Origin of the sequence: Streptomyces sp. BBFR51 (assembly GCF_044591655.1) — a bacterium.
Taxonomy (GTDB): domain Bacteria; phylum Actinomycetota; class Actinomycetes; order Streptomycetales; family Streptomycetaceae; genus Streptomyces.
The window spans coordinates 6134780-6154468 of record NZ_CP172448.1 but is presented as its reverse complement, the minus strand read 5'-3'; the positions used below and the strand labels follow the sequence as shown (position 1 = coordinate 6154468).

Genomic DNA, 19689 nt, shown 5'->3' with positions numbered 1-19689 from the left:
GCAGAGACGATGACCTCGCAGACGAACCCCGTCGACCACGAACTCATCGAGGCCGCGGCGCACGTGGCCCGCACCCGGTGCCGGGGCGACAACCACACCATGGCGGCCGCGGCCCGCGACCGGGACGGCCGGATCGTCACGGCGGTCAACGCCTACCACTTCACCGGCGGGCCCTGCGCCGAGCTGGTCGTCATCGGCGCGGCGGCGGCCCAGGGCGCGTACGAGCTGGAGACGATCGTCGCCGTCGGCGACCGCGAGAGGGGTGTCGTCCCTCCGTGCGGCCGGTGCCGCCAGGTGCTGCTCGACTACTTTCCCGGCCTCAGGGTGATCGTCGGTGACGGGGACCACGTCCGCGCGGTCCCCGTCACCGACCTGCTCCCCGAGACCTACGTCTGGGCCGACCACCAGCTCGACGCAGGGTGAGACGGACCGGGCGTCAGAGCGCGAGCCCCGTCAGGACCAGGACGCGCTCGTAGGTGTAGTCGTCCATCGCGAACCTCACGCCCTCGCGGCCGACGCCGGACTGCTTGGCGCCGCCGTACGGCATCTGGTCGGCGCGGTAGGAGGGGACGTCGCCGATGACGACGCCGCCGACCTCGAGGGCCCGGTGGGCGCGGAAGGCGGCCTGGACGTCGTGGGTGAACACGCCTGCCTGGAGGCCGTACTTGGAGTCGTTGACGGCGGCGAACGCCTCGGTCTCGCCGTTCACCTTCTGCACGCTGAGGACGGGTCCGAAGACCTCCTCGCGGGCCAGGGTGGTGTCGGCCGGGAGGCCGGTGAGGACGGTCGGCGCGTACGAGGCGCCGTCGCGCTTGCCGCCGGTGTGGAGCTTCGCGCCCGCGGTGACGGCCTCCTCGACCCAGGACTCCACGCGCTTCGCGGCGGCCTCGCTGACCAGCGGGCCGACGTCGGTCGCGTCGTCGTTCGGGTCACCGGTGACCTGGGCCTCGACGGCGGCGACGATGCGCGGCAGCAGGCGGTCGTGGACGGCGGCGTCGACGATCACCCGCTGCACGGAGATGCAGGACTGGCCGCCCTGGTAGTTGGAGAAGGTCGCGATGCGGTTCGCGGCCCACGTCAGGTCCTCGTCGCTCGCCCAGTCGCCGAGCACGACGGCCGCGCCGTTGCCGCCCAGCTCCAGGGTGCAGTGCTTGCGCGGCACCGAGTCCATGATCGCGTAGCCGACGGTCTCGGAGCCGGTGAAGGAGATGACCGGGAGACGCTCGTCCTGGACCAGGGCGGGCATGCGGTCGTTCGGTACCGGCAGGATGCTCCAGGAACCGGCGGGCAGCTCGGTCTCGGCGAGCAGCTCGCCGAGGATCAGGCCGGACAGGGGGGTGGCGGGCGCGGGCTTGAGGATGATGGGCGCGCCGGCGGCGATCGCGGGGGCGATCTTGTGGGCGCACAGGTTCAGCGGGAAGTTGAACGGCGCGATGCCGAGGACGACGCCCTTGGGGAAGCGGCGGGTGAGGGCGAGGCGCCCCTGGCCGCCGGCGTCGGTGTCCAGGCGCTGGGCCTCGCCGCCGTTGAAGCGGCGGGCCTCCTCGGCCGCGAAGCGGAACACCGAGACCGCGCGGCCGACCTCGCCGCGGGCCCACTTGACCGGCTTGCCGTTCTCGGCGGAGATCAGGCGGGCGATCTCCTCGGTGCGGTCGGCCAGGCGGCGGCTGACGTGGTCCAGTGCGGCGGCCCGGACGTGGGCGGGGGTGGCGGCGAACTCGTCCCGTACGGCGTACGCGGCGGCCACGGCCTCCTCGACCTGGGCGTCGGTCGGCAGGCTCACCGTGCCGACGTGGCTGCCGTCCCAGGGGGACGTGACGTCGAGGGCTGCCTCGCCGGTGGCCTGGCGGCCGGCGAGCCAGAAGGCGTGGGTGGAAGTCATTGTCGAGTCCCGGCCCTTCCGCGTTGGGGGGTGGTGGTGGTCTTTGCGGGTGCGGGTCCACGGTAGAGCGGGGTGGGGCGGGCAGGGTTTGTCCGGGGTGTAGTGGTGGGGGTGGGCATTTCGACGGTGCGGCCAGGTGAGGGCGGGCTCTGGGATTTCGCCCCCGCCGCCCCTTCCCGTCCCGTCCCCGAGGGCTGCCGCCCCCGGACCCCCGCTTTCGGCCCTGAACGGGTTTCGTCCTCAAGCGCCGGACGGGCTTATTCGGGTGTCGTCGCTTTCAGGGCCAGCCACAGCTCCATGCGGACGTCCGGGTCGTCCAGGGAGCGGCCGAGGATCTCCTCCACGCGCCGCATGCGGTAGCGCAGGGTGTGGCGGTGGACGCCCAGGTCGGCCGCGGCGGCGTCCCACTGGCCGTGGCGGGAGAGCCAGGCGCGCAGGGAGGCCACCAGGTCGCCCCGGCCGGTGGCGTCGTGGTCGCGCAGCGCCCGCAACAGGCCGTCGGCGAAGGCGCGCACCGCGTCGTCGGCGAGCAGCGGAAGGACCGAGCCGGCCGCCAGGTGCTCGTGCTCCACGCAGACGCGTCCGCGCCGGCGGGCCACCGACAGGGCCTGTTCGGCCTGCTTGTAGGCGGCGGAGGCGGCGATGGGCCCGGACGGTGCCGACAGGCCGACGACCAGGCCCTCCTCGTCCGCGCCGGCCATCGGTTCCGGCGCCGCCCGGCCGGCCTCCAGCGCCGACGCGTACTCGACGCAGGCGGCGACGGCCGCGCCCCCGTCCGTGGCCAGCACCACCAGCCGCTCGCCCTCGGGTACGACCAGCACCGCCTCACCGGCCCGGGCCGCCGCGGACTCCACGACCTCGGTGAGCGCGGCGAGCGGGTCACCGCCCTTCGCGGCGGCCGGCGAGGCGTCGGCGCCGGAACCGGTCTTCGCGGCGGGCACGCGTGGCTGCCCTCCGGCGTGCGCCCGCGCGGCGGAGGCGGAGGCCTGCTCGGCGACGATCATCCGGAACGGCGCGTCCAGCAGGCCGCCGTACAAGTCCCCGGCGACCGTGCGCGCGTGGTCGGGTTCGCCGGCCAGCAGCATGCGCAGTACGGCCGCGTCGATGCGCAGCCCGGCCTCGTGCAGGGAGCGGGAGCGTTCCGTGGTGAGCGTCAGCAGGGCGATGGCGGAGTGGACGGCGTACCGCTCGGCGGTGCCGAGGGCGGCCGCCGTGCCGACGGCGAGCGCGGAGCGCGGCCTGCGGGAGGTGCCCAGGGAGTGCAGCTCCACCCGGTCGGCGTTCTCCGGGTGCTCGGCGTTTCCGGCTCCGCCGACCACGGAGGAGGCGGGCGCCGGGCGCTCGCGCAGCCGCTGCACGTCCGCCGTGAGCCGCGCGGCCCTGCGGCCGGCCCACTCCGGCGCGGCGGCGACGACGGCGCCCGAGGCGTCGTACAGCGCCGCCCAGCCGTCGACCTGTGCGGCGAGGGCGGCCAGCAGGCCCTCGGGGCCGTCGGTCAGCGTCTGCCGGGTCAGCTCGCGCTGGGCGGCGAAGCCCGCGGTGACCGCGCGGTACTGGTCGGCGGCGATCGCTGCGGACACGGCTTTGCTGATGGCGAGGAAGGGGGTGCGGCGCGGCACCTCGAGCAGCGGCAGCCCCTCCTGCCGGGCCGCTTCGACGAGCGCCTCCGGGACCGCGTCGTAGTTGACCCCGACGGCGAATCCGAGGCCCACCACCCCGGCTCCCGCCAGCCGCTTCACGTACCGGTGCATCACCTCCGGGTCCTCGGCGTCCAGCTTGAGGGCGGTGACCAGCAGCAGTTCCCCGCCCTCCATGTAGGGCACGGGGTCGGCGAGTTCGCTGACGTGCGCCCAGCGCACCGGCACGTCGAGGCGGTCCTCGCCCGCGCGCACGGTCAGCTTGAGCGCCGAGTGGTGGACGAGCGAGGCGAGCGTGGGGGGCATGGGTGCCTGGGCCTTCGGGTCTGCGTCGAGGTGCACGAGGTCAGTGCGGGTCAGTGCGGGTCAGCGTGGAGTCTCTGTGATTTTTTGGCCGCCGCGTATGAACGACCTGTGTCGGTTCTGCCTCACTGTACGGTCCCCGGGTGCCCGCCCGGGGACCGTACGGGCTCACCCGCGAAGATCCACCAGCAGCGGCGGTGCGTGCTCCCCCTGGACGCTCGTCAGCGACAGCACCGCGTGCCCGGCCGGCACGGCGTGCGCCAGCTCGGAGGCCGACCAGCGTTCCCGCTCGACCTGGCGGACGGTGACCGCACGCGCGGTGGGCGCCTTCCCGGTGATCACCCGGCGGAGCATGTGCACGGCCTTGCCGGCCGGGGTCTCGGCGATGATCTGCCGGTCGGTGACGTCGCGGGCCTCGGTCCACTCCTTGCCCCAGACCTCGGCGAAGTCCTGACCGTCCCAGGGGGTGAGCCCGGACAGCGCCATCCGGCACCCGATGGCCCCCAGCAGCGGCCCGCGCAGGGGGCGTGCCACGTCGTCCAGGGTGCGCAGCGTCAAGACGACCCCGGCGCCCGCCGAGCGCAGCCGCTGCACGCCGCGTACGGCCTCCGGCGTCACCACGCCGCTCGCGTCGTCCAGCACCAGGCAGGCGAACAGCGACCGGTCCTCCCGCACCGAGACGCTCGCCGTGAACTGGGCGAGCACCAGCCGGGCCAGCATCCGCGAGGCGTCGGCGTGGCCGCGCTCCGGCAGGTCGATGCGGACCCGGACCGGGTGGTCGAGGGCCTTCAGGGAGAACGGCCGGGACTGACCCGAGGTGTCGAAGAAGGAGGCGAACGCGGGCCGGTCGAGCAGTGCCACCCGGTCGGCCAGTACGCCGCCCACGTCCCCGGGGTTCCCCATCTGCCGCTCACGCGCGTCCAGTTCGCGCAGCAGCGACTCCTGCCCGGCCGCCCGCAGGCCCTGGCGCAGTTCGGCCAGCGGTCCCGGCGTGCCGTCCAGCAGCTGCCGCAGCTCCGGTACGCCGGGGAAGCGGCCGTGCACCGCGCGGAAGGGGCCGAGCAGCTGGGCGAGGACGGTGGTGGAGCGGCGGGTGTCGCTGCCCGGGTGGGGCTCGGCGAGGTCGCCGGCCAGGGCCTCCGCGAGCACGACCGCGGCCTCGTCGGGGTCGGTGGTGCCTCCGTACAGGTCCAGGTCGTACACGGACTCCGGGTTCCCGATCCGTACGACGACGTCGTAGGCGTCGGCCGGGCCGAGGTCCGCGCCCGCCGCGCCGACCACGACGACCGCGGCGCGGCCGGCCAGCGCGTGCAGGCACAGCGACTCGGTGAGCGGCCGCACCAGACTGCCGGTCTTGCCGGACCCCGCGGGGCCGACGGCGAGCAGGGAGGTGCCGAGCAGGTCGGGGCCGAGAGCGAGTCCGGTGCCGCGGTAGGCGTAGGGGTTGCGGGTGTCTTCGGCGGCCGTGCCGATGCGCACCTGTCCGGTGACCAGGTCGTGCCGGGCCTGCCGGGCGGGCAGGTCGCGGGCGCCGGAGGGGTGCGGGCAGGCGCCGGCGCCGTGGCTGAGCACCGCGCCGGTGAAGGTGGCGAGGCTGTGCCGCCCGCGCTGCACGCCCTGCCAGGCGCGGGTGATGCGGGCGTGGTCGACGTCCCGCATGAGCCCCGAGCGGGCGTCGGCGGCGAGCCGCTCGGCGGCGTCGTGGGCACCGGCGGCGCGCAGTGCGGGCCAGGCGGCGGGGTCCTCCTCGGGGGCGGGCGCGGGGACACCGCCCGGGGCGGCGGCCCGGCGCCAGGCGGGCGGGCCGTAGCGCCGCCAGATCTCGCCCCAGCGGCCGAGCCGGCCGACGCCGACCATGATGATGCCCGCGATGAGGACGTAGTAGGCGTAGACGACCACGACCGAGGCGAAGCTGTGCGGCTGGGCCCAGGAGCCCGGGATCATCGCGTAGAGGGGCAGCAGCCACCAGCCGCCCAGGTAGCCGTTCCACAGCAGCGACCAGATCAGCCAGCCGACGAGGAAGGCGATCACCGCCCCGCTCAGCAGTTGCCGCCCCGGCACGCGCTCGGGCTCCTCCTCCGGCCGCGGCCGGTGTCCCAGGCGCCACACGCCGGGCAGCGCCTGCGGGCGCGGGGTGCGCAGCCAGGACAGGAAGTCGGAGCCGTCGGGCAGCGGCGGCACGCCCGGCAGCGCGGTCGTCCCCGGTGCCCGCGTCGGCCGCGGCGGTGCCGTGGGCGCCTCCGCGGGTACCTCGGGAGGCCCCGTGGGTACCGCGGGAGGCCCCGCCGGGCGCGGCACGGGGTTCGCATGCGTGCCCCGCGCGTCCCGGTTCCCGTCGCCGTCCATCGCCCTTGCCCCCTGACCAGCCGCTCCGTCCACCATCAGCGAGCCAATCTAACGCCCTCCCAGGGGGAGTTCACCGCTTACGCGGCCGGGCTCGCGTCGACGTGTCCATATGTCGCCGTTCCCGACACCTGTCCATGCCGGACAACCGGCCTGACGGACAACGCCCACATGGAGCATGCCCACCCCACACCGCCGGTCCTAACCTGCGAGAAAAGAAGGCAAGCGTCCGTAAGATCCCGCGGATCCCGCAGGCACACCAGGTCCCGCGGATCCGGCACGACCCCAGGAGCCCCCCATGACCGCACTTCCGCAGGAGCGCCGCGTCGTCACCGCCATTCCCGGCCCGAAGTCGCAGGAGCTGCAGGCTCGCCGTACGGCCGTGGTGGCGCAGGGTGTGGGCTCCACGCTGCCGGTCTTCGTCGCGCGCGCCGGCGGCGGCGTCATCGAGGACGTCGACGGCAACCGTCTGATCGACTTCGGTTCCGGCATCGCGGTGACCTCCGTCGGCGCCTCCGCCGAGGCCGTCGTACGCAAGGCGTCCGCGCAGCTCGCCGACTTCACCCACACCTGTTTCATGGTCACGCCGTACGAGGGCTACGTCGCCGTCGCCGAGGCGCTGGCCGAGCTGACGCCGGGCGACCACGCCAAGAAGTCGGCGCTGTTCAACAGCGGTGCCGAGGCCGTCGAGAACGCCGTCAAGATCGCCCGGGCGTACACCAAGCGGCAGGCGGTCGTCGTCTTCGACCACGGCTACCACGGCCGCACCAACCTGACGATGGCGCTGACCGCGAAGAACATGCCGTACAAGCACGGCTTCGGCCCCTTCGCGCCCGAGGTGTACCGCGTGCCGGTCGCCTACGGCTACCGCTGGCCGACCGGCGCCGAGCACGCCGGCCCGGAGGCCGCCGCGCAGGCGATCGACCAGATCAGCAAGCAGGTCGGCGCGGAGAACGTGGCCGCGATCATCATCGAGCCGGTGCTCGGCGAGGGCGGGTTCATCGAGCCGGCGAAGGGCTTCCTGCCCGCGCTCCGCGAGTTCGCCTCGGACAACGGCATCGTGTTCGTCGCGGACGAGATCCAGTCCGGCTTCTGCCGCACCGGCCAGTGGTTCGCGTGCGAGGACGAGGGCATCGTCCCCGACCTGATCACGACGGCGAAGGGCATCGCGGGCGGTCTGCCGCTGTCCGCCGTCACCGGCCGCGCCGAGATCATGGACGCCGCGCACTCCGGCGGCCTCGGCGGCACCTACGGCGGCAACCCGGTGGCCTGCGCGGGCGCGCTCGGTGCCATCGAGACGATGAAGGAGCTGGACCTCAACGCCCGGGCGAAGAACATCGAGGCGGTCATGAAGTCCCGGCTGGCCGCCATGGCCGAGAAGTTCGACATCATCGGCGACGTCCGGGGCCGCGGCGCGATGATCGCGATCGAGCTGGTCAAGGACCGCGACACCAAGGAGCCGGACCCGGCGGCGACCGCCGCGCTCGCCAAGGCCTGCCACCAGGAGGGCCTGCTGGTCCTGACCTGTGGCACCTACGGCAACGTGCTCCGTTTCCTGCCCCCGCTGGTCATCGAGGAGGACCTGCTGAACGAGGGCCTCGACATCATCGAGCAGGCCCTCGCCGGCGTCTGAGCCGCGTTCCGCACACCTGCGCGGCCGACCCGGCAGAGCGTGTGAAGAAGGTGTGCGAGGTGGATGTCAGGACGCCGATGGCCCTGTCCTGAGCCCACCCCCTGCCGTAGGTTCTACGCAGATGAGAGATACACCCCGCCCACAGGGGACTGTGGGCGGATCATCAGGCCGCGGCTTCCCCAGCTTCGACCTGGTCGTGCCTCGCGCACACAACCGGAGCCCGCGGGTTCCGGCTTCCTCACCGATCGGACGGTCGCCCGCCCCAAACCCCCCGGGGCGCGCGGCGTTCCGGTCAGGACGGCCGTCTCGGCACTCGGGACGGTGGTTCACCGAAGGGCCGACACACTCCCCCCCCTTGTGCCGGCCCTTCGGTGTCTCATTTCCCGGCTTCCCCGCCGTCTTGCCCGCGGTCTTCCTCGCCGTCGTTCCCGCCGCCTGCCTCGCCGTCTTCCTCGCGAGGTTCCTCGCCGGTGATGCGGGCGAGCAGGGCGCGGGCCTCCCCGATGCGCGGATGGGCCGGATGCAGCTGCTGCTCGCAGTCGGTCAGCGCACGGCGTACGGCGGCCTCCGCCTCGGCGCGGCGCCCCAGGCCGTACAGGGCCTCGGCGGTGACCAGGTCCAGGTACCCGCCGGCGTAGCGGGGCGGCCGCGGCAGGCTCCGGCGGACTTCGGCCAGCGCCTCCTCGCAGCGGCCCTGTCCGTTCAGGCTTCGCGCCAGCGTGGCGTGCAGGACGGCGACGGCGGGTCCCTCCGCCCGGGGCAGGTTGCCGCGGGCGACGGCCTCTGCCTCCTCGTGGCGGGCCAGCCCGCACAGCACGGCGGCCAGGTGCACCAGGGTGTTCACCTCCAGCCGCCACACCGGGGTGCGGTGGGCGATCCGGGTCAGCTCGCTCAGGATGCCGAGCGCCTCGGTCTCCGCCTCCGCGTACCGCCGCAGGCCGGACAGGGCGGCCACGCGGTTGCCGCGGGCGATCAGCCGCAGGACCTGCGCGTTGAGGTCGGCCGGCGCCAGTTCCGCGATCAGCGCTTCCAGTTCGTGCAGCACCTCGGCCCCGCGGCCGTGCATGACGGCCGTTCCCGTGGCCAGCACCCTCGCCTCCCAGTGCGGCGGACGCCTCCGCCAGGGCCTCCGCGGGAGCGCGGCCAGGGCCCGTGCCTCGGCCTCGACCTCCTCGTACCGGCCCTGTTTGGCCATGGCCCGCAGCCGGGCGAAGGTCTCTCCCCACTCGCTGTCCCGTGCCGTTCGTATGGTCGTCACGGGCGGTGAGACTACGCGACGGCCGGCCTGCGAAGCTGGGCGTCATGCCCGTCTCCGCCCCCTCGCGCGTACTGCCCGCCCTCGTCGGGCTTCCCGTCCTCCTCTTCGCTCTGATCACCTGGCAGGTCGTCGCCGACGGCCCGCTGGTCGGGGTGGACGAGCGGCTGAGCCGCGCGCTCGTCCACCCGGACCGGTTCTCGGAGCTGCTGGCCGACCTCGGCAATGTGCAGGTGGCGGTGCCCGTCCTCGTGGTGGCGCTGGCGTACGTGGCGTGGCACGGGCGCGCCAGAGGTGTGGACCGCTGGTGGCTGCCGCCCCTGGCGGGGGCGCTCGCGATGGTCCTGGTGCCGGCGCTGGTCGCCCCGCTGAAGGAGTGGACCGACCGCCCAGGCACCCCGGCGGTGCCGCCGGCCGTCGGCTACTACCCCTCCGGTCACACCGCCACGGCGGTCGTCGCGTACGGCGCGGCGACGCTGCTGCTGCTCGGGCGGCCGCGCTCGCCGGCCGTACGCCGGACGCTGGTCGTGCTGTGCGCCGTGCTGGTCCTGGCCACCTCCTACGGGCTGGTGCGGCGCGGCTACCACTGGCCGCTGGACGTGGTGGCCAGTTGGTGCCTGGGCGCGGTGCTGCTGGCCGCGCTCGCGCTGGTGCTCCGCCGGACGTCGCCGCCGGTCAGCCGAAGTACGCGTCGAAGTTCTTCTGGAACTCCCAGTTCGAGTACCGGTCCCAGTTGATCGACCACGTCATCAGGCCGCGCAGGGCGGGCCAGGTGCCGTGGGTCGCGTACGCGCCGCAGTCGGTCTTCTTCGTGAGGCAGTTCAGGGTCTTGGTCACCTCGGCCGGGGAGACGTGGCCGTTGCCTGCGTTGGTGGAGGCGGGCATGCCGATCGCGACCTGGTCCGGGCGCAGCGGCGGGAAGACGTTGCCCGCGTCGCCCGCGACCGGGAAGCCGGTGAGCAGCATGTCGGTCATGGCGATGTGGAAGTCCGCGCCGCCCATGGAGTGGTACTGGTTGTCGAGGCCCATGATCGGGCCCGAGTTGTAGTCCTGGACGTGCAGCAGGGTCAGGTCGTCGCGCAGGGCGTGGATGACCGGGAGGTAGGCGCCGGCGCGCGGGTCCTGCCCGCCCCACTTGCCCGTGCCGTAGTACTGGTATCCGAGCTGGACGAAGAAGGTCTCGGGGGCCATGGTCAGCACGAAGTCGGCGCCGTACCTGGCCTTGAGGGTCTTCACCGCGGAGATCAGGTTGACGATGACGGGGGTCTTCGGGTTCTTGAAGTCCGTGTCGTCGGCGTTCAGTGACAGGGAGTGGCCCTCGAAGTCGATGTCGAGGCCGTCCAGGCCGTACTCGTCGATGATCGCGGAGACGGACGAGACGAACTTGTCGCGCGCGGCGGTGGTGGTCAGCTGCACCTGGCCGTTCTGGCCGCCGATGGAGATCAGCACCTTCTTGCCGGCCGCCTGCTTGGCCTTGATCGCGGCCTTGAACTCGGCGTCGCTCTCCACGTTCGGGCACTCGGCGACCGGGCACCTCTCGAAGCGGATGTCGCCGGAGGTGACCGAGGTGGGCTCGCCGAAGGCCAGGTCGATGACGTCCCAGCTGTCGGGCACGTCGGCCATGCGGGTGTAGCCGGAGCCGTTGGCGAAGCTGGCGTGGAGGTAGCCGACCAGGGCGTGGGCCGGGAGGTCCGACGATCCGCCGCCGTCGTCGGGACGCTGGGCGGTGGTCGCGGTGACCGTGGCCGACCGTGCCGACTCGCCCGCGTCGTTGACGGCGGCGACCTGGAAGGCGTACGCCGTCGAGGGGGTCAGGCCGGTGACGGTGGTGGAGGTGCCCGTGACCGTGCCGACCTTGGTGCCGTCGCGGTAGACGGCGTATCCCGTCGCGCCCGCCGCCGGTGACCAGGACAGGGCGACGCTGGAGGAGGTGACGGAGCCGGCCCTCAGACCGCCGGGGGCCGCGGGGGGACCGCCGGTCTCGCCGCCGGGGCCGGTGAGGGTGATGTCGTCGGCGTGGTAGGCGCCGGTGCCGTACCAGCCGTGGGTGTAGACCGTGACCTCGGTGGTGGCCGGACCGGTGCGGAAGGTCGTCGTCAACTGCTGCCAGTCGGGGGCGGACTGGGTCCAGGCGGAGACGTCGGTGGTGCCGGTGCCGCTCGCGCCGAGGTAGACGTAGGCGCCGCGAACGTATCCGGACAGCGCGTACTGCGAGTCCGGTTTCACGGACACCGTCTGTGCGCAGCGGGCGTTGTCGGCGCCGGCCGGGGTGGCCTTCAGCGCGGCCGTGCCGCTGTGGACGGGCGAGGTCACGGTCGTGCCCGCCGTACAGGTCCAGTTGTCGAGGGCGGATTCGAAACCGCCGTTGCGGGCGAGGTCCGCGTCGGCCGCACGGGCGGCCGACGTGAGCGCGGTCGTGCCGGACGCGGCGAGGGCCGCGGCGGTGAGCAGCGTGACGAGGCGGCGACGGGCGAGCGGTCTGGAGCGTTCCACAAGTACCTCCGGACATGGGGGAGATGGGGAGGGTGGAGCGCGCCCAACTTGGTCCAGACCAATTCTGTTGTCAACCCCCTGTGCGTCTCACCTCTCGTCTCACCTCCCGTTTCACCTTCCTTTTCACCCCTAGTTTCAGCCCTCGTTTCAGCCCTCGTTCTCCCCGACCGCGAGAGCCGCCGCCGCCTCGTGCATCGCGAGTTCCAGGAGCGACGGATCGGTGAGGGTGCCGGTCCCGTCCGGCGGGATCAGCCAGCGGATCTGGCCGGAGGACGGCCCGCCGGGGTGGGGCACCACGATCCAGGTGCCGAGCCCGGCCGTCCGGATGCCGGTGCCCAGCCAGCGGGCCGCCGTGCCGGCCGGCACGAAGAAGCCCGTGCGCGCGTCGCCGAAGTCGGCGAGCACCGGGCCCGGCTGGTCCAGCACACGGGAGAGCACGTCGAGGGTCGGATAGCCGAGCCTGCTCGGCAGGATGAGCACGTCCCAGGCCTTGCCGGCGGGCAGCAGCGCGACTCCCAGAGGGTTGCGCTCCCAGTCCCGCCGACAGGACTCGGGGTTCGGTGCGACGGATGCCAGCCAGGTGGCCGCCGTCTTCGCCCCAGGCATGTGAGACCTCCCTTTCACTCGTGGACGCGGGGTGCGTCACGAGAGAGAGGGAGGTCTCCCGGCAGCATTACGCGGGTTGTCGCACCCCGTTGGAGTGAACCGGGTCACACGGAGAGCGGGCCCGGCGGGCCCGGCTCAGCTGTCGAAGCCCAGTCCCAGCCGGTCCATGGTCCGCAGCCACAGGTTGCGCCGGCCGCCGTGCGCGTCCGCGCGGGCCAGCGACCACTTGGTGAGCGCGATACCGGTCCAGGCGAAGGGCTCGGGCGGGAACGGCAGCGGCTTCCTGCGGACCATCTCCAGTTCGGTGCGCTCGGTGCGCTCCCCCGCCAGCAGGTCGAGCATCACCTCGGCGCCGAACCGGGTGGCGCCCACGCCGAGGCCGGTGTATCCGGCCGCGTACGCCACCTTCCCCTGGTGCGCGGTGCCGAAGAACGCCGAGAAGCGGGAGCAGGTGTCGATGGCGCCGCCCCAGGCGTGCGTGAAGCGGACGCCCTCCAACTGCGGGAAGCAGGAGAAGAAGTGCCCGGCGAGCTTGGCGTAGGTCTCGGGGCGGTCGTCGTACTCGGCACGCACCCGGCCGCCGTACGGGTAGATCGCGTCGTAGCCGCCCCACAGGATCCGGTTGTCGGCGGAGAGGCGGAAGTAGTGGAACTGGTTGGCGCTGTCCCCGAGGCCCTGCCGGTTCTTCCAGCCGACCGAGGCCAGTTGTTCCGTGCTGAGCGGTTCGGTCATCAGGGCGTAGTCGTAGACCGGGACGGTGTACGGGCGCACGCGCCGGACCAGGTTGGGGAAGATGTTGGTGCCGAGCGCGACGGCGCGGGCCCGGACCCCGCCGTAGGGAGTGCGTACGGCCATTCCGGCGCCGTAGGGCCTGAGGGTGAGCGCCGGGGTGTTCTCGTAGACACGCACCCCGAGATCGAGGCACGCCCGCTTGAGTCCCCAGGCGAGCTTGGCGGGGTTGACCATGGCCACGCCACGCCGGTCGTACAGCCCGGCCCGGAAGGTCGGGGAGTCGACCTGTTCCCGTACGGCCTCGGCGTCCAGGTACTCGACGCCGTCGGCGAGGCCCTGGGCGCGGATCTCCTCGTACCAGTCCTTCAGCTCCCTGGCCTGGTACTCCTCGGTCGCCACGTCGATCTCGCCGGTGCGTTCGAAGTCGCAGTCCAGCAAGTGGCGGGCGACCGCCGACTCGATCGCGTCGAGGTTGCGGGCGCCCAGTTCCTCGAGCTTGCGGATCTCGTCCGGCCAGCGGGCGAGGCCGTTGGACAGTCCGTGGGTGAGGGAGGCGGCGCAGAAGCCGCCGTTGCGGCCGGAGGCGGCCCAGCCCACCTCGCGGCCCTCCAGCAGCACGACGTCCCGCCCGGGGTCGCGCTCCTTGGCGATCAGTGCGGTCCACAGCCCGCTGTAGCCGCCGCCGACGACCAGCAGGTCGCAGGTCTCGACGCCGGTGAGGGCGGCCTCGGGGCGGGGACGGCCGGGGTCGTCCAGCCAGTACGGGACCGGCTGGGCGTCGGAAAGGGATTTCGTCCAGTCGTTGCTGCGGCTCATGGCGCTCGGGGCCATGATTTCAACTCCCTACGAATGCACTGACGCGCCTTGCGCCTTTATTCGTTTGCGCCGTTGCGCCTTTGCGTCTTTATGTCTTGCTGCGGTTTCGGCGGTTGCCGATGGCCATGGAGACCAGTACGAACAGTACGGCGACGACGAACATGGCCGTACCGACGACATTGATCTGAACGGGCGTTCCGCGCTGGGCCGATCCCCACACGAACATGGGGAAGGTGACGGTGGAACCCGCGTTGAAATTGGTGATGATGAAATCGTCGAAGGACAGCGCGAAGGCGAGCAGCGCGCCGGCCGCGATTCCGGGGGCGGCGATGGGCAGCGTGACCCGTACGAAGGTCTGGAAGGGACCGGCGTACAGGTCCTGCGCGGCCTGCTCGAGCTTCGGGTCCATCGACATCACGCGCGCCTTGACGGCCGTCACGACGAAGCTGAGGCAGAACATGATGTGGGCGATCAGGATCGTCCAGAACCCCAGCTGAGCGCCCATGTTGAGGAACAGGGTGAGCAGCGAGGCGGCCATCACGACCTCGGGCATCGCCATCGGCAGGAAGATCAGCGAGTTGATCGCGCCGCGCGCCCGGAAGCGGTAGCGGACCAGCGCGAAGGCGATCGCGGTGCCGAGCGCGGTGGCGCCGAGCGTCGCCCAGAAGGCGATCTGGAGGCTGAGGGAGAGGGAACCGCACAGCCCGGCGACCCCGCACGGGTCCTTCCAGGCGTCCGTGGAGAACTGCTGCCATTCGTAGTTGAAGCGCCCGTTCGGTTTGTTGAACGAGAACACCGTGACGACGACATTGGGCAGCAGCAGATACGCGAGCGTCAGCAGTCCGGCGAGCACGACCAGATGGCGCTTGAACCAGTTGACGAAGGCCATTTAAACGAGATCCTCCGTCCCCGACCTGCGGATGTAGAAAGTGACCATGGCGAGAATCGCGGCCATGAGGATGAAGGAGAGCGCGGCCGCCGTCGGATAGTCCAGCACTCTGAGGAACTGGGACTGGATCACGTTTCCGATCATTCCGGTGTCGGCCGAGCCGAGCAGGGAGGCGTTGACGTAGTCGCCGGTCGCCGGGATGAAGGTCAGCAGCGTCCCGGAGACCACGCCCGGCATCGACAGCGGGAAGGTGACCTTGCGGAAGACCGTGATCGGCTTCGCGTACAGGTCCCCCGCCGCCTCGTGCAGCCGGCCGTCGATGCGCTCCAGCGAGGTGTACAGCGGGAGGATCATGAAGGGCAGGAAGTTGTACGTCAGTCCGCAGACCACCGCGAGCGGCGTGGCCAGCACCCGGTCGCCGGACGTCCAGCCGAGCCAGCCGGTCACGTCCAGGACGTGCAGCGTGTTCAGGGCGCCGACGACTGGGCCGCCGTCCGCGAGGATCGTCTTCCAGGCCAGGGTGCGGATCAGGAAGCTGGTGAAGAACGGCGCGATCACCAGGATCATGATCAGGTTCCGCCAGCGGCCCGCGCGGAAGGCGATCAGGTACGCGAGCGGATAGCCGAGCAGCAGGCACAGCACCGTCGCGGAGGCCGCGTAGGCGACCGAGCGCAGGAACTGGGGCCAGTACTCGGACAGCGCGTCCCAGTAGGTGGCGAAGTGCCAGGTGACCTTGTAGCCCTCCTCCAGCGAACCCGTCTGCACGGACGTGGAGGCCTGGTAGATCATCGGCGCCGCGAAGAAGACGACCAGCCACAGGATGCCGGGCAGCAGCAGCCAGTACGGCGTCCAGCGGCCTCTCCTGCGCGGGGGCTTCTTCTCGGACGCGGGCGGGGAGAGCGGTGGTGGCGCCTCGGTGAGGGTGGACATCAGGGGGCCTCGCCCTCGGCGATACCCGCCTCGCCCGTCGTCCCGGCAAGCAGGGACTGAGCGGCGTCGAGCCCGAAGGTGTGCGCCGGGTTCCAGTGCAGGACGACCTCGGCGCCGGGGGTGAGCCGGGGGTCGCGGTCGATGTTCTGGGCGTAGACCTCGAACTCGGGACAGGCCGCGCAGTCCACGACGTACTGGGTGGAGACGCCGATGAAACTGGTGTTGCTGATCCTGCCGGTGACGCGGTTGCGGCCCTCGGGAATGGAGCCCGCGTCGTCGGCGTGGGTGAGGCTGATCTTCTCGGGGCGGACCCCGACCAGTACCTTGCCGCCCGCCTGCGTCGGCGCGGAACATCGGGCGCCGGGCAGCACCAGCTTGTCGCCGGCCGCCTTCACGACGACGTCGTCGCCGCTGCGGGTGTCGACCTCGGCCTCGACGAGGTTGGAGGTGCCCAGGAAGTTGGCGACGAAGGTGGTGCGCGGGTTCTCGTACAGGTCGGCGGGGGCGCCCAGTTGCTCGACTCGGCCCGCGTTCATCACGGCGACCCGGTCGGCCATCGTCATGGCCTCCTCCTGGTCGTGCGTGACGTGCACGAAGGTGATGCCGACCTCGGTCTGGATGCGCTTGAGCTCCAGCTGCATCTGGCGGCGCAGCTTGAGGTCGAGGGCGCCGAGGGGCTCGTCGAGGAGCAGCACCCTGGGGTGGTTGATCAGGGCGCGGGCGACCGCGACGCGCTGCTGCTGGCCGCCGGAGAGCTGGTGCGGCTTCTTGCGCGCCTGCTCGCCGAGCTGGACCAGGTCGAGCATCTCCCCGACCTGCTTCTTCACGCTCTTGATGCCGCGCCGGCGCAGACCGAAGGCGATGTTCTCGAAGATGTCGAGGTGCGGGAAGAGGGCGTAGGACTGGAAGACCGTGTTGACCGGCCGCTTGTAGGGCGGGAGAGCGGTCACGTCCTGGTCGCCGAGGTGGACGGTGCCGCCGCTGGGCTCCTCCAGTCCGGCGATCATGCGCAGGGTCGTGGTCTTGCCGCAGCCGGAGGCGCCGAGCAGGGCGAAGAAGGAGCCCTGGGGCACGGTCAGGTCGAGCGGGTGCACGGCGGTGAAGGAGCCGTAGGTCTTGCTGATGCCGGCGAGGCGGACGTCGCCGCCGCGTTCCGTGGCCTCTGGCTGCGTCTTCTTCGTATGCGTCGTCATAGTCGTCACGCCCCAGTGAGCTTTGCGAACTTCTCTTCGTATGCCGTCTCTTCCTTCGAGCTCAGGGAGCGGAAGGAGTGCGACCTGGCCTGCATGGCCTGGTCGGGAATGATCAGCGGGTTGTTCGCCGCGTCCTCGTCGATCTTCGCCAGATCGTCCTTCACGCCGTCCACGGGGCAGACGAAGTTGATGTAGGCCGCGAGTTCCGCGGCGGGGCCCGGCTCGTAGTAGTAGTCGACGAGCCGCTCGGCGTTCGTCTTGTGCCGCGCCTTGTTGGGGATCAACATGTTGTCGCTGGACGTGATGTAGCCGCTGTCCGGGATGACGAAGTCGACGTCGGGGTTGTCCGCCTTGAGCTGGACGACGTCTCCGGCCCAGGCCAGACAGGCCGCGAAGTCGCCCTTGCTGATGTCGGCGGTGTAGTCGTTGCCGGTGAAGCGGCGTATCTGGCCGCGGTCGACGCCCTTCTGGAGCCGGGCGATGGCGGCGTCGTAGTCGTCGTCCAGGAAGCGGGCCGGGTCCTTGCCCATGTCGAGCAGCATCATGCCGACGGTGTCGCGCATCTCGGTGAGGAAGCCGACGCGGCCCTTGAGCTTCGGGTTGTCGAGCAGGTCGGAGACGGACTTGACCTCGATGCCGTCCAGGGCCTTCTTGTTGTACGCGATGACCGTCGAGATGCCCTGCCAGGGGTACGAGTAGGCGCGTCCCGGGTCCCAGTCGGGGTTGCGGAACTGCGCCGACAGGTTGGCGAAGGCGTGCGGCAGGTTGGCCGGGTCCAGTTTCTGGACCCAGCCGAGGCGGATGAGGCGGGCGGCCAGCCAGTCGGTGAGGACGATGATGTCGCGGCCGGTCTCCTGGCCCGCGGCGAGCTGCGGCTGGATCTTGCCGAAGAACTCGCTGTTGTCGTTGATGTCCTCGGTGTACGTGACCTTGATGCCGGTGCGTTTGGCGAACGCCTCCAGCGTGGGGTGCCGCCTGCCGCTCTCGTCGACGTCCATGTACTCGGTCCAGTTGGAGAAGCGGACCTGCTTCTCCTCCTTGGAGTGGTCCTCGGCGGACACGCCGCCCTCGGTCTTTCCGGCCGCCGGGATGCCGCATCCGCTCAGCAGGCCGAGTCCGCCGACCGCGAGCGCGCCACCGGTGGAGGCGCGCAGCAGCGAACGGCGGGTGAGGGCGGCCCTGCCGCTCCTGAGACTGCGCCGCATGGCGGCCACTTGGGCCGGGGACAGGCGGTCGGGCTCGTACTGCTCCATGCGCGTGGTTGCCCTTTCGGGTGGGTCGGCCGTGGTCGGCGGCCTGGCGTGATGGCTGTCGGTCCTATCGGTCCCCGAAGACGGTGCGGTGCCAGTCCTTGGCCGCCACCGCGGTGTTGTCGAACATGACGTGCTTGACCTGTGTGTACTCCTCGAAGGAGTAGGCGGACATGTCCTTGCCGAAGCCGGACGCCTTGTACCCGCCGTGCGGCATCTCGCTGATGATCGGGATGTGGTCGTTGATCCACACGCAGCCCGCCTTGATCTCGCGGGTGGCGCGGCCCGCCCGGTACACGTCCCGGCTCCAGGCGGAGGCGGCGAGCCCGTACGGCGTGTCGTTGGCCAGCCGGATGCCCTCGTCGTCGGTGTCGAAGGGCAGCACGACCAGGACGGGGCCGAAGATCTCGGACTGGACGACCTCGCTGTCCTGCGCGGCGTCCGCGATCAGGGTGGGCCGGTAGTAGGCGCCGTCCTTGAGCTCGCCCTGGGGTGCCTCGCCGCCGGTCACCACGCGCGCGTAGGAGCGGGCCCGGTCGACGAAGCCGGCGACGCGGTCACGCTGGACGTGGCTGACCAGGGGCCCGAGGTCGGTGCCCGGCGCGAAGGGGTCGCCGACCCGCACGCTCTCCATGAGGGCGGCGGTCTTCTCGACGAACGCCTCGTACAGGGGTCGCTGCACGTACGCGCGCGTGGCGGCCGTGCAGTCCTGGCCGGTGTTGATGAGCGCGCCCGCGACCGCTCCGTGCACGGAGGCGTCGAGGTCGGCGTCGTCGAAGACGAGGAAGGGGGCCTTGCCGCCCAGTTCCAGGTGGAGGCGCTTGACGGTGGCGGTGGCGACCTCGGCGACGCGCCTGCCTACGGCGGTGGAGCCGGTGAAGGAGGTCATGGCGACGTCGGGGTGGGCGACGAGGTGCTCACCGGCCTCCCGTCCGGTGCCGCTGACGATGTTGATCACACCGTCGGGGATGCCGGCCTCGGTCGCGGCCCGGGCGAACATCAGGGAGGTCAGCGGGGTGATCTCGGCGGGCTTCAGCACGACGGTGTTGCCCGCGGCGATCGCCGGGAGGATCTTCCAGGCGGCCATCTGGAGGGGATAGTTCCAGGGCGCGACGGACCCGACGACGCCGATCGGCTCGCGGCGCACGTACGAGGTGTGGTCGCCGGAGTACTCCCCCGCCGACTGCCCCCGGAGGTGCCGGGCGGCACCGGCGAAGAAGGACGCGTTGTCGACCGTGCCCGGCACGTCGAACTCACGGGTCAGCTTCAGCGGCTTCCCGCACTGGAGGGACTCCGCGCGGGCGAAGTCCTCGGCGTGCTCGGCGAGCACCTCGGCGAACCGGTGCAGGGCGTCGGAGCGCTCGCCCGGAGTGGCACCGGCCCAGCCGGAAAACGCCTCCCGCGCGGCGGCGACGGCCGCGTCGACGTCCTCGGGGCCGGCGAGTTCGTAGGTCAGCACGTCCGCACCGGTGGCCGGATCGACGACCGTGTGCGTACGCCCGGAGGTGCCCCTGGTCAGACGGCCCGCGATGTACTGGGCCCCGGCCGCGAAGCGCTCCTGGGCCGGAAATCGGTCCGGGGTGGCGTTGCCCGGGTTGTGCATGTCGGCTCTCCTCGGTCTCCCCGTGGTGGGGGCCGGCGTGGCTCAGGCTCGATGTGAGTGCCGATCCTGACAGAGCACTAGGCCTCCAACAAGTGATTCCGTTGTTGCCATTTGGTTACGCGAC

General features: G+C 71.9%; 15 protein-coding genes. 3 read left to right on the top strand and 12 right to left on the bottom strand.

Features of this window, described 5'->3' with window-relative positions:
* Positions 1 to 9: 9 nt before the first annotated feature.
* The gene (locus tag ACGH7X_RS28235; protein ID WP_399889756.1) at positions 10 to 423 is read left to right on the top strand and encodes a cytidine deaminase; all 414 of its coding nucleotides are present in this window, start codon (positions 10 to 12) and stop codon (positions 421 to 423) included.
* A 13-nt stretch (positions 424 to 436) separates the two neighbouring features.
* Here ACGH7X_RS28235 and ACGH7X_RS28230 read toward each other — a convergent pair whose 3' ends face one another.
* From ACGH7X_RS28230 to ACGH7X_RS28220, 3 genes are all read right to left on the bottom strand, one after another.
* A complete protein-coding gene (locus tag ACGH7X_RS28230; RefSeq protein ID WP_399889753.1) occupies positions 437 to 1882 on the bottom strand; it encodes an aldehyde dehydrogenase family protein in 1446 nt (481 codons plus the stop codon).
* Positions 1883 to 2139: 257 nt separating this feature from the next.
* Entirely contained in the window at positions 2140 to 3825 is a 1686-nt protein-coding gene (locus tag ACGH7X_RS28225) for a PucR family transcriptional regulator (protein ID WP_399897395.1), read from the bottom strand.
* Positions 3826 to 3990: 165 nt separating this feature from the next.
* Entirely contained in the window at positions 3991 to 6168 is a 2178-nt protein-coding gene (locus tag ACGH7X_RS28220; RefSeq protein ID WP_399889750.1) for an ATP-binding protein, read from the bottom strand.
* Between the two features lie 295 nt (positions 6169 to 6463).
* Between ACGH7X_RS28220 and gabT the strand changes: the two genes are divergently transcribed.
* Entirely contained in the window at positions 6464 to 7798 is a 1335-nt protein-coding gene (gabT, locus tag ACGH7X_RS28215; protein ID WP_399889747.1) for a 4-aminobutyrate--2-oxoglutarate transaminase, read from the top strand.
* A 376-nt stretch (positions 7799 to 8174) separates the two neighbouring features.
* Here gabT and ACGH7X_RS28210 read toward each other — a convergent pair whose 3' ends face one another.
* Positions 8175 to 9056 carry a hypothetical protein gene (locus tag ACGH7X_RS28210; RefSeq protein WP_399889744.1) on the bottom strand — a complete coding sequence of 294 codons (882 nt, stop codon included), beginning with the start codon at positions 9054 to 9056 and terminating at the stop codon, positions 8175 to 8177.
* A 44-nt stretch (positions 9057 to 9100) separates the two neighbouring features.
* On the opposite strand from ACGH7X_RS28210, the gene ACGH7X_RS28205 reads away from it, so the two are divergent.
* Complete coding sequence (locus ACGH7X_RS28205; RefSeq protein ID WP_399889741.1) at positions 9101 to 9790, top strand: phosphatase PAP2 family protein; 690 nt, start codon at positions 9101 to 9103, stop codon at positions 9788 to 9790.
* Here the strand turns inward: ACGH7X_RS28205 and ACGH7X_RS28200 are convergent.
* From ACGH7X_RS28200 to ACGH7X_RS28165, 8 genes are all read right to left on the bottom strand, one after another.
* Positions 9729 to 11546 carry a chitinase gene (locus ACGH7X_RS28200; RefSeq protein WP_399889738.1) on the bottom strand — a complete coding sequence of 606 codons (1818 nt, stop codon included), beginning with the start codon at positions 11544 to 11546 and terminating at the stop codon, positions 9729 to 9731. The two genes, ACGH7X_RS28205 and ACGH7X_RS28200, sit on opposite strands and share 62 nt — an antisense overlap.
* A gap of 147 nt (positions 11547 to 11693) precedes the next feature.
* Complete coding sequence (locus ACGH7X_RS28195) at positions 11694 to 12152, bottom strand: hypothetical protein (RefSeq protein ID WP_399889735.1); 459 nt, start codon at positions 12150 to 12152, stop codon at positions 11694 to 11696.
* 135 nt (positions 12153 to 12287) lie between these two features.
* Positions 12288 to 13715 carry an NAD(P)/FAD-dependent oxidoreductase gene (locus ACGH7X_RS28190; RefSeq protein ID WP_399889732.1) on the bottom strand — a complete coding sequence of 476 codons (1428 nt, stop codon included), beginning with the start codon at positions 13713 to 13715 and terminating at the stop codon, positions 12288 to 12290.
* Positions 13716 to 13788: 73 nt separating this feature from the next.
* On the bottom strand, positions 13789 to 14589 hold the full coding sequence (locus tag ACGH7X_RS28185; protein WP_399889729.1) for an ABC transporter permease: 801 nt from the start codon (positions 14587 to 14589) through the stop codon (positions 13789 to 13791).
* Complete coding sequence (locus tag ACGH7X_RS28180) at positions 14590 to 15519, bottom strand: ABC transporter permease (protein WP_399889726.1); 930 nt, start codon at positions 15517 to 15519, stop codon at positions 14590 to 14592. It lies immediately after the preceding gene.
* Complete coding sequence (locus ACGH7X_RS28175) at positions 15519 to 16712, bottom strand: ABC transporter ATP-binding protein (protein WP_399889724.1); 1194 nt, start codon at positions 16710 to 16712, stop codon at positions 15519 to 15521. Before ACGH7X_RS28175 ends, ACGH7X_RS28180 begins: the two co-directional genes overlap by 1 nt.
* Before the next feature lie 5 nt (positions 16713 to 16717).
* A complete protein-coding gene (locus ACGH7X_RS28170) occupies positions 16718 to 17965 on the bottom strand; it encodes a PotD/PotF family extracellular solute-binding protein (protein ID WP_399889721.1) in 1248 nt (415 codons plus the stop codon).
* A 64-nt stretch (positions 17966 to 18029) separates the two neighbouring features.
* Complete coding sequence (locus ACGH7X_RS28165) at positions 18030 to 19565, bottom strand: gamma-aminobutyraldehyde dehydrogenase (RefSeq protein ID WP_399889718.1); 1536 nt, start codon at positions 19563 to 19565, stop codon at positions 18030 to 18032.
* Between the last annotated feature and the right edge of the window lie 124 nt (positions 19566 to 19689).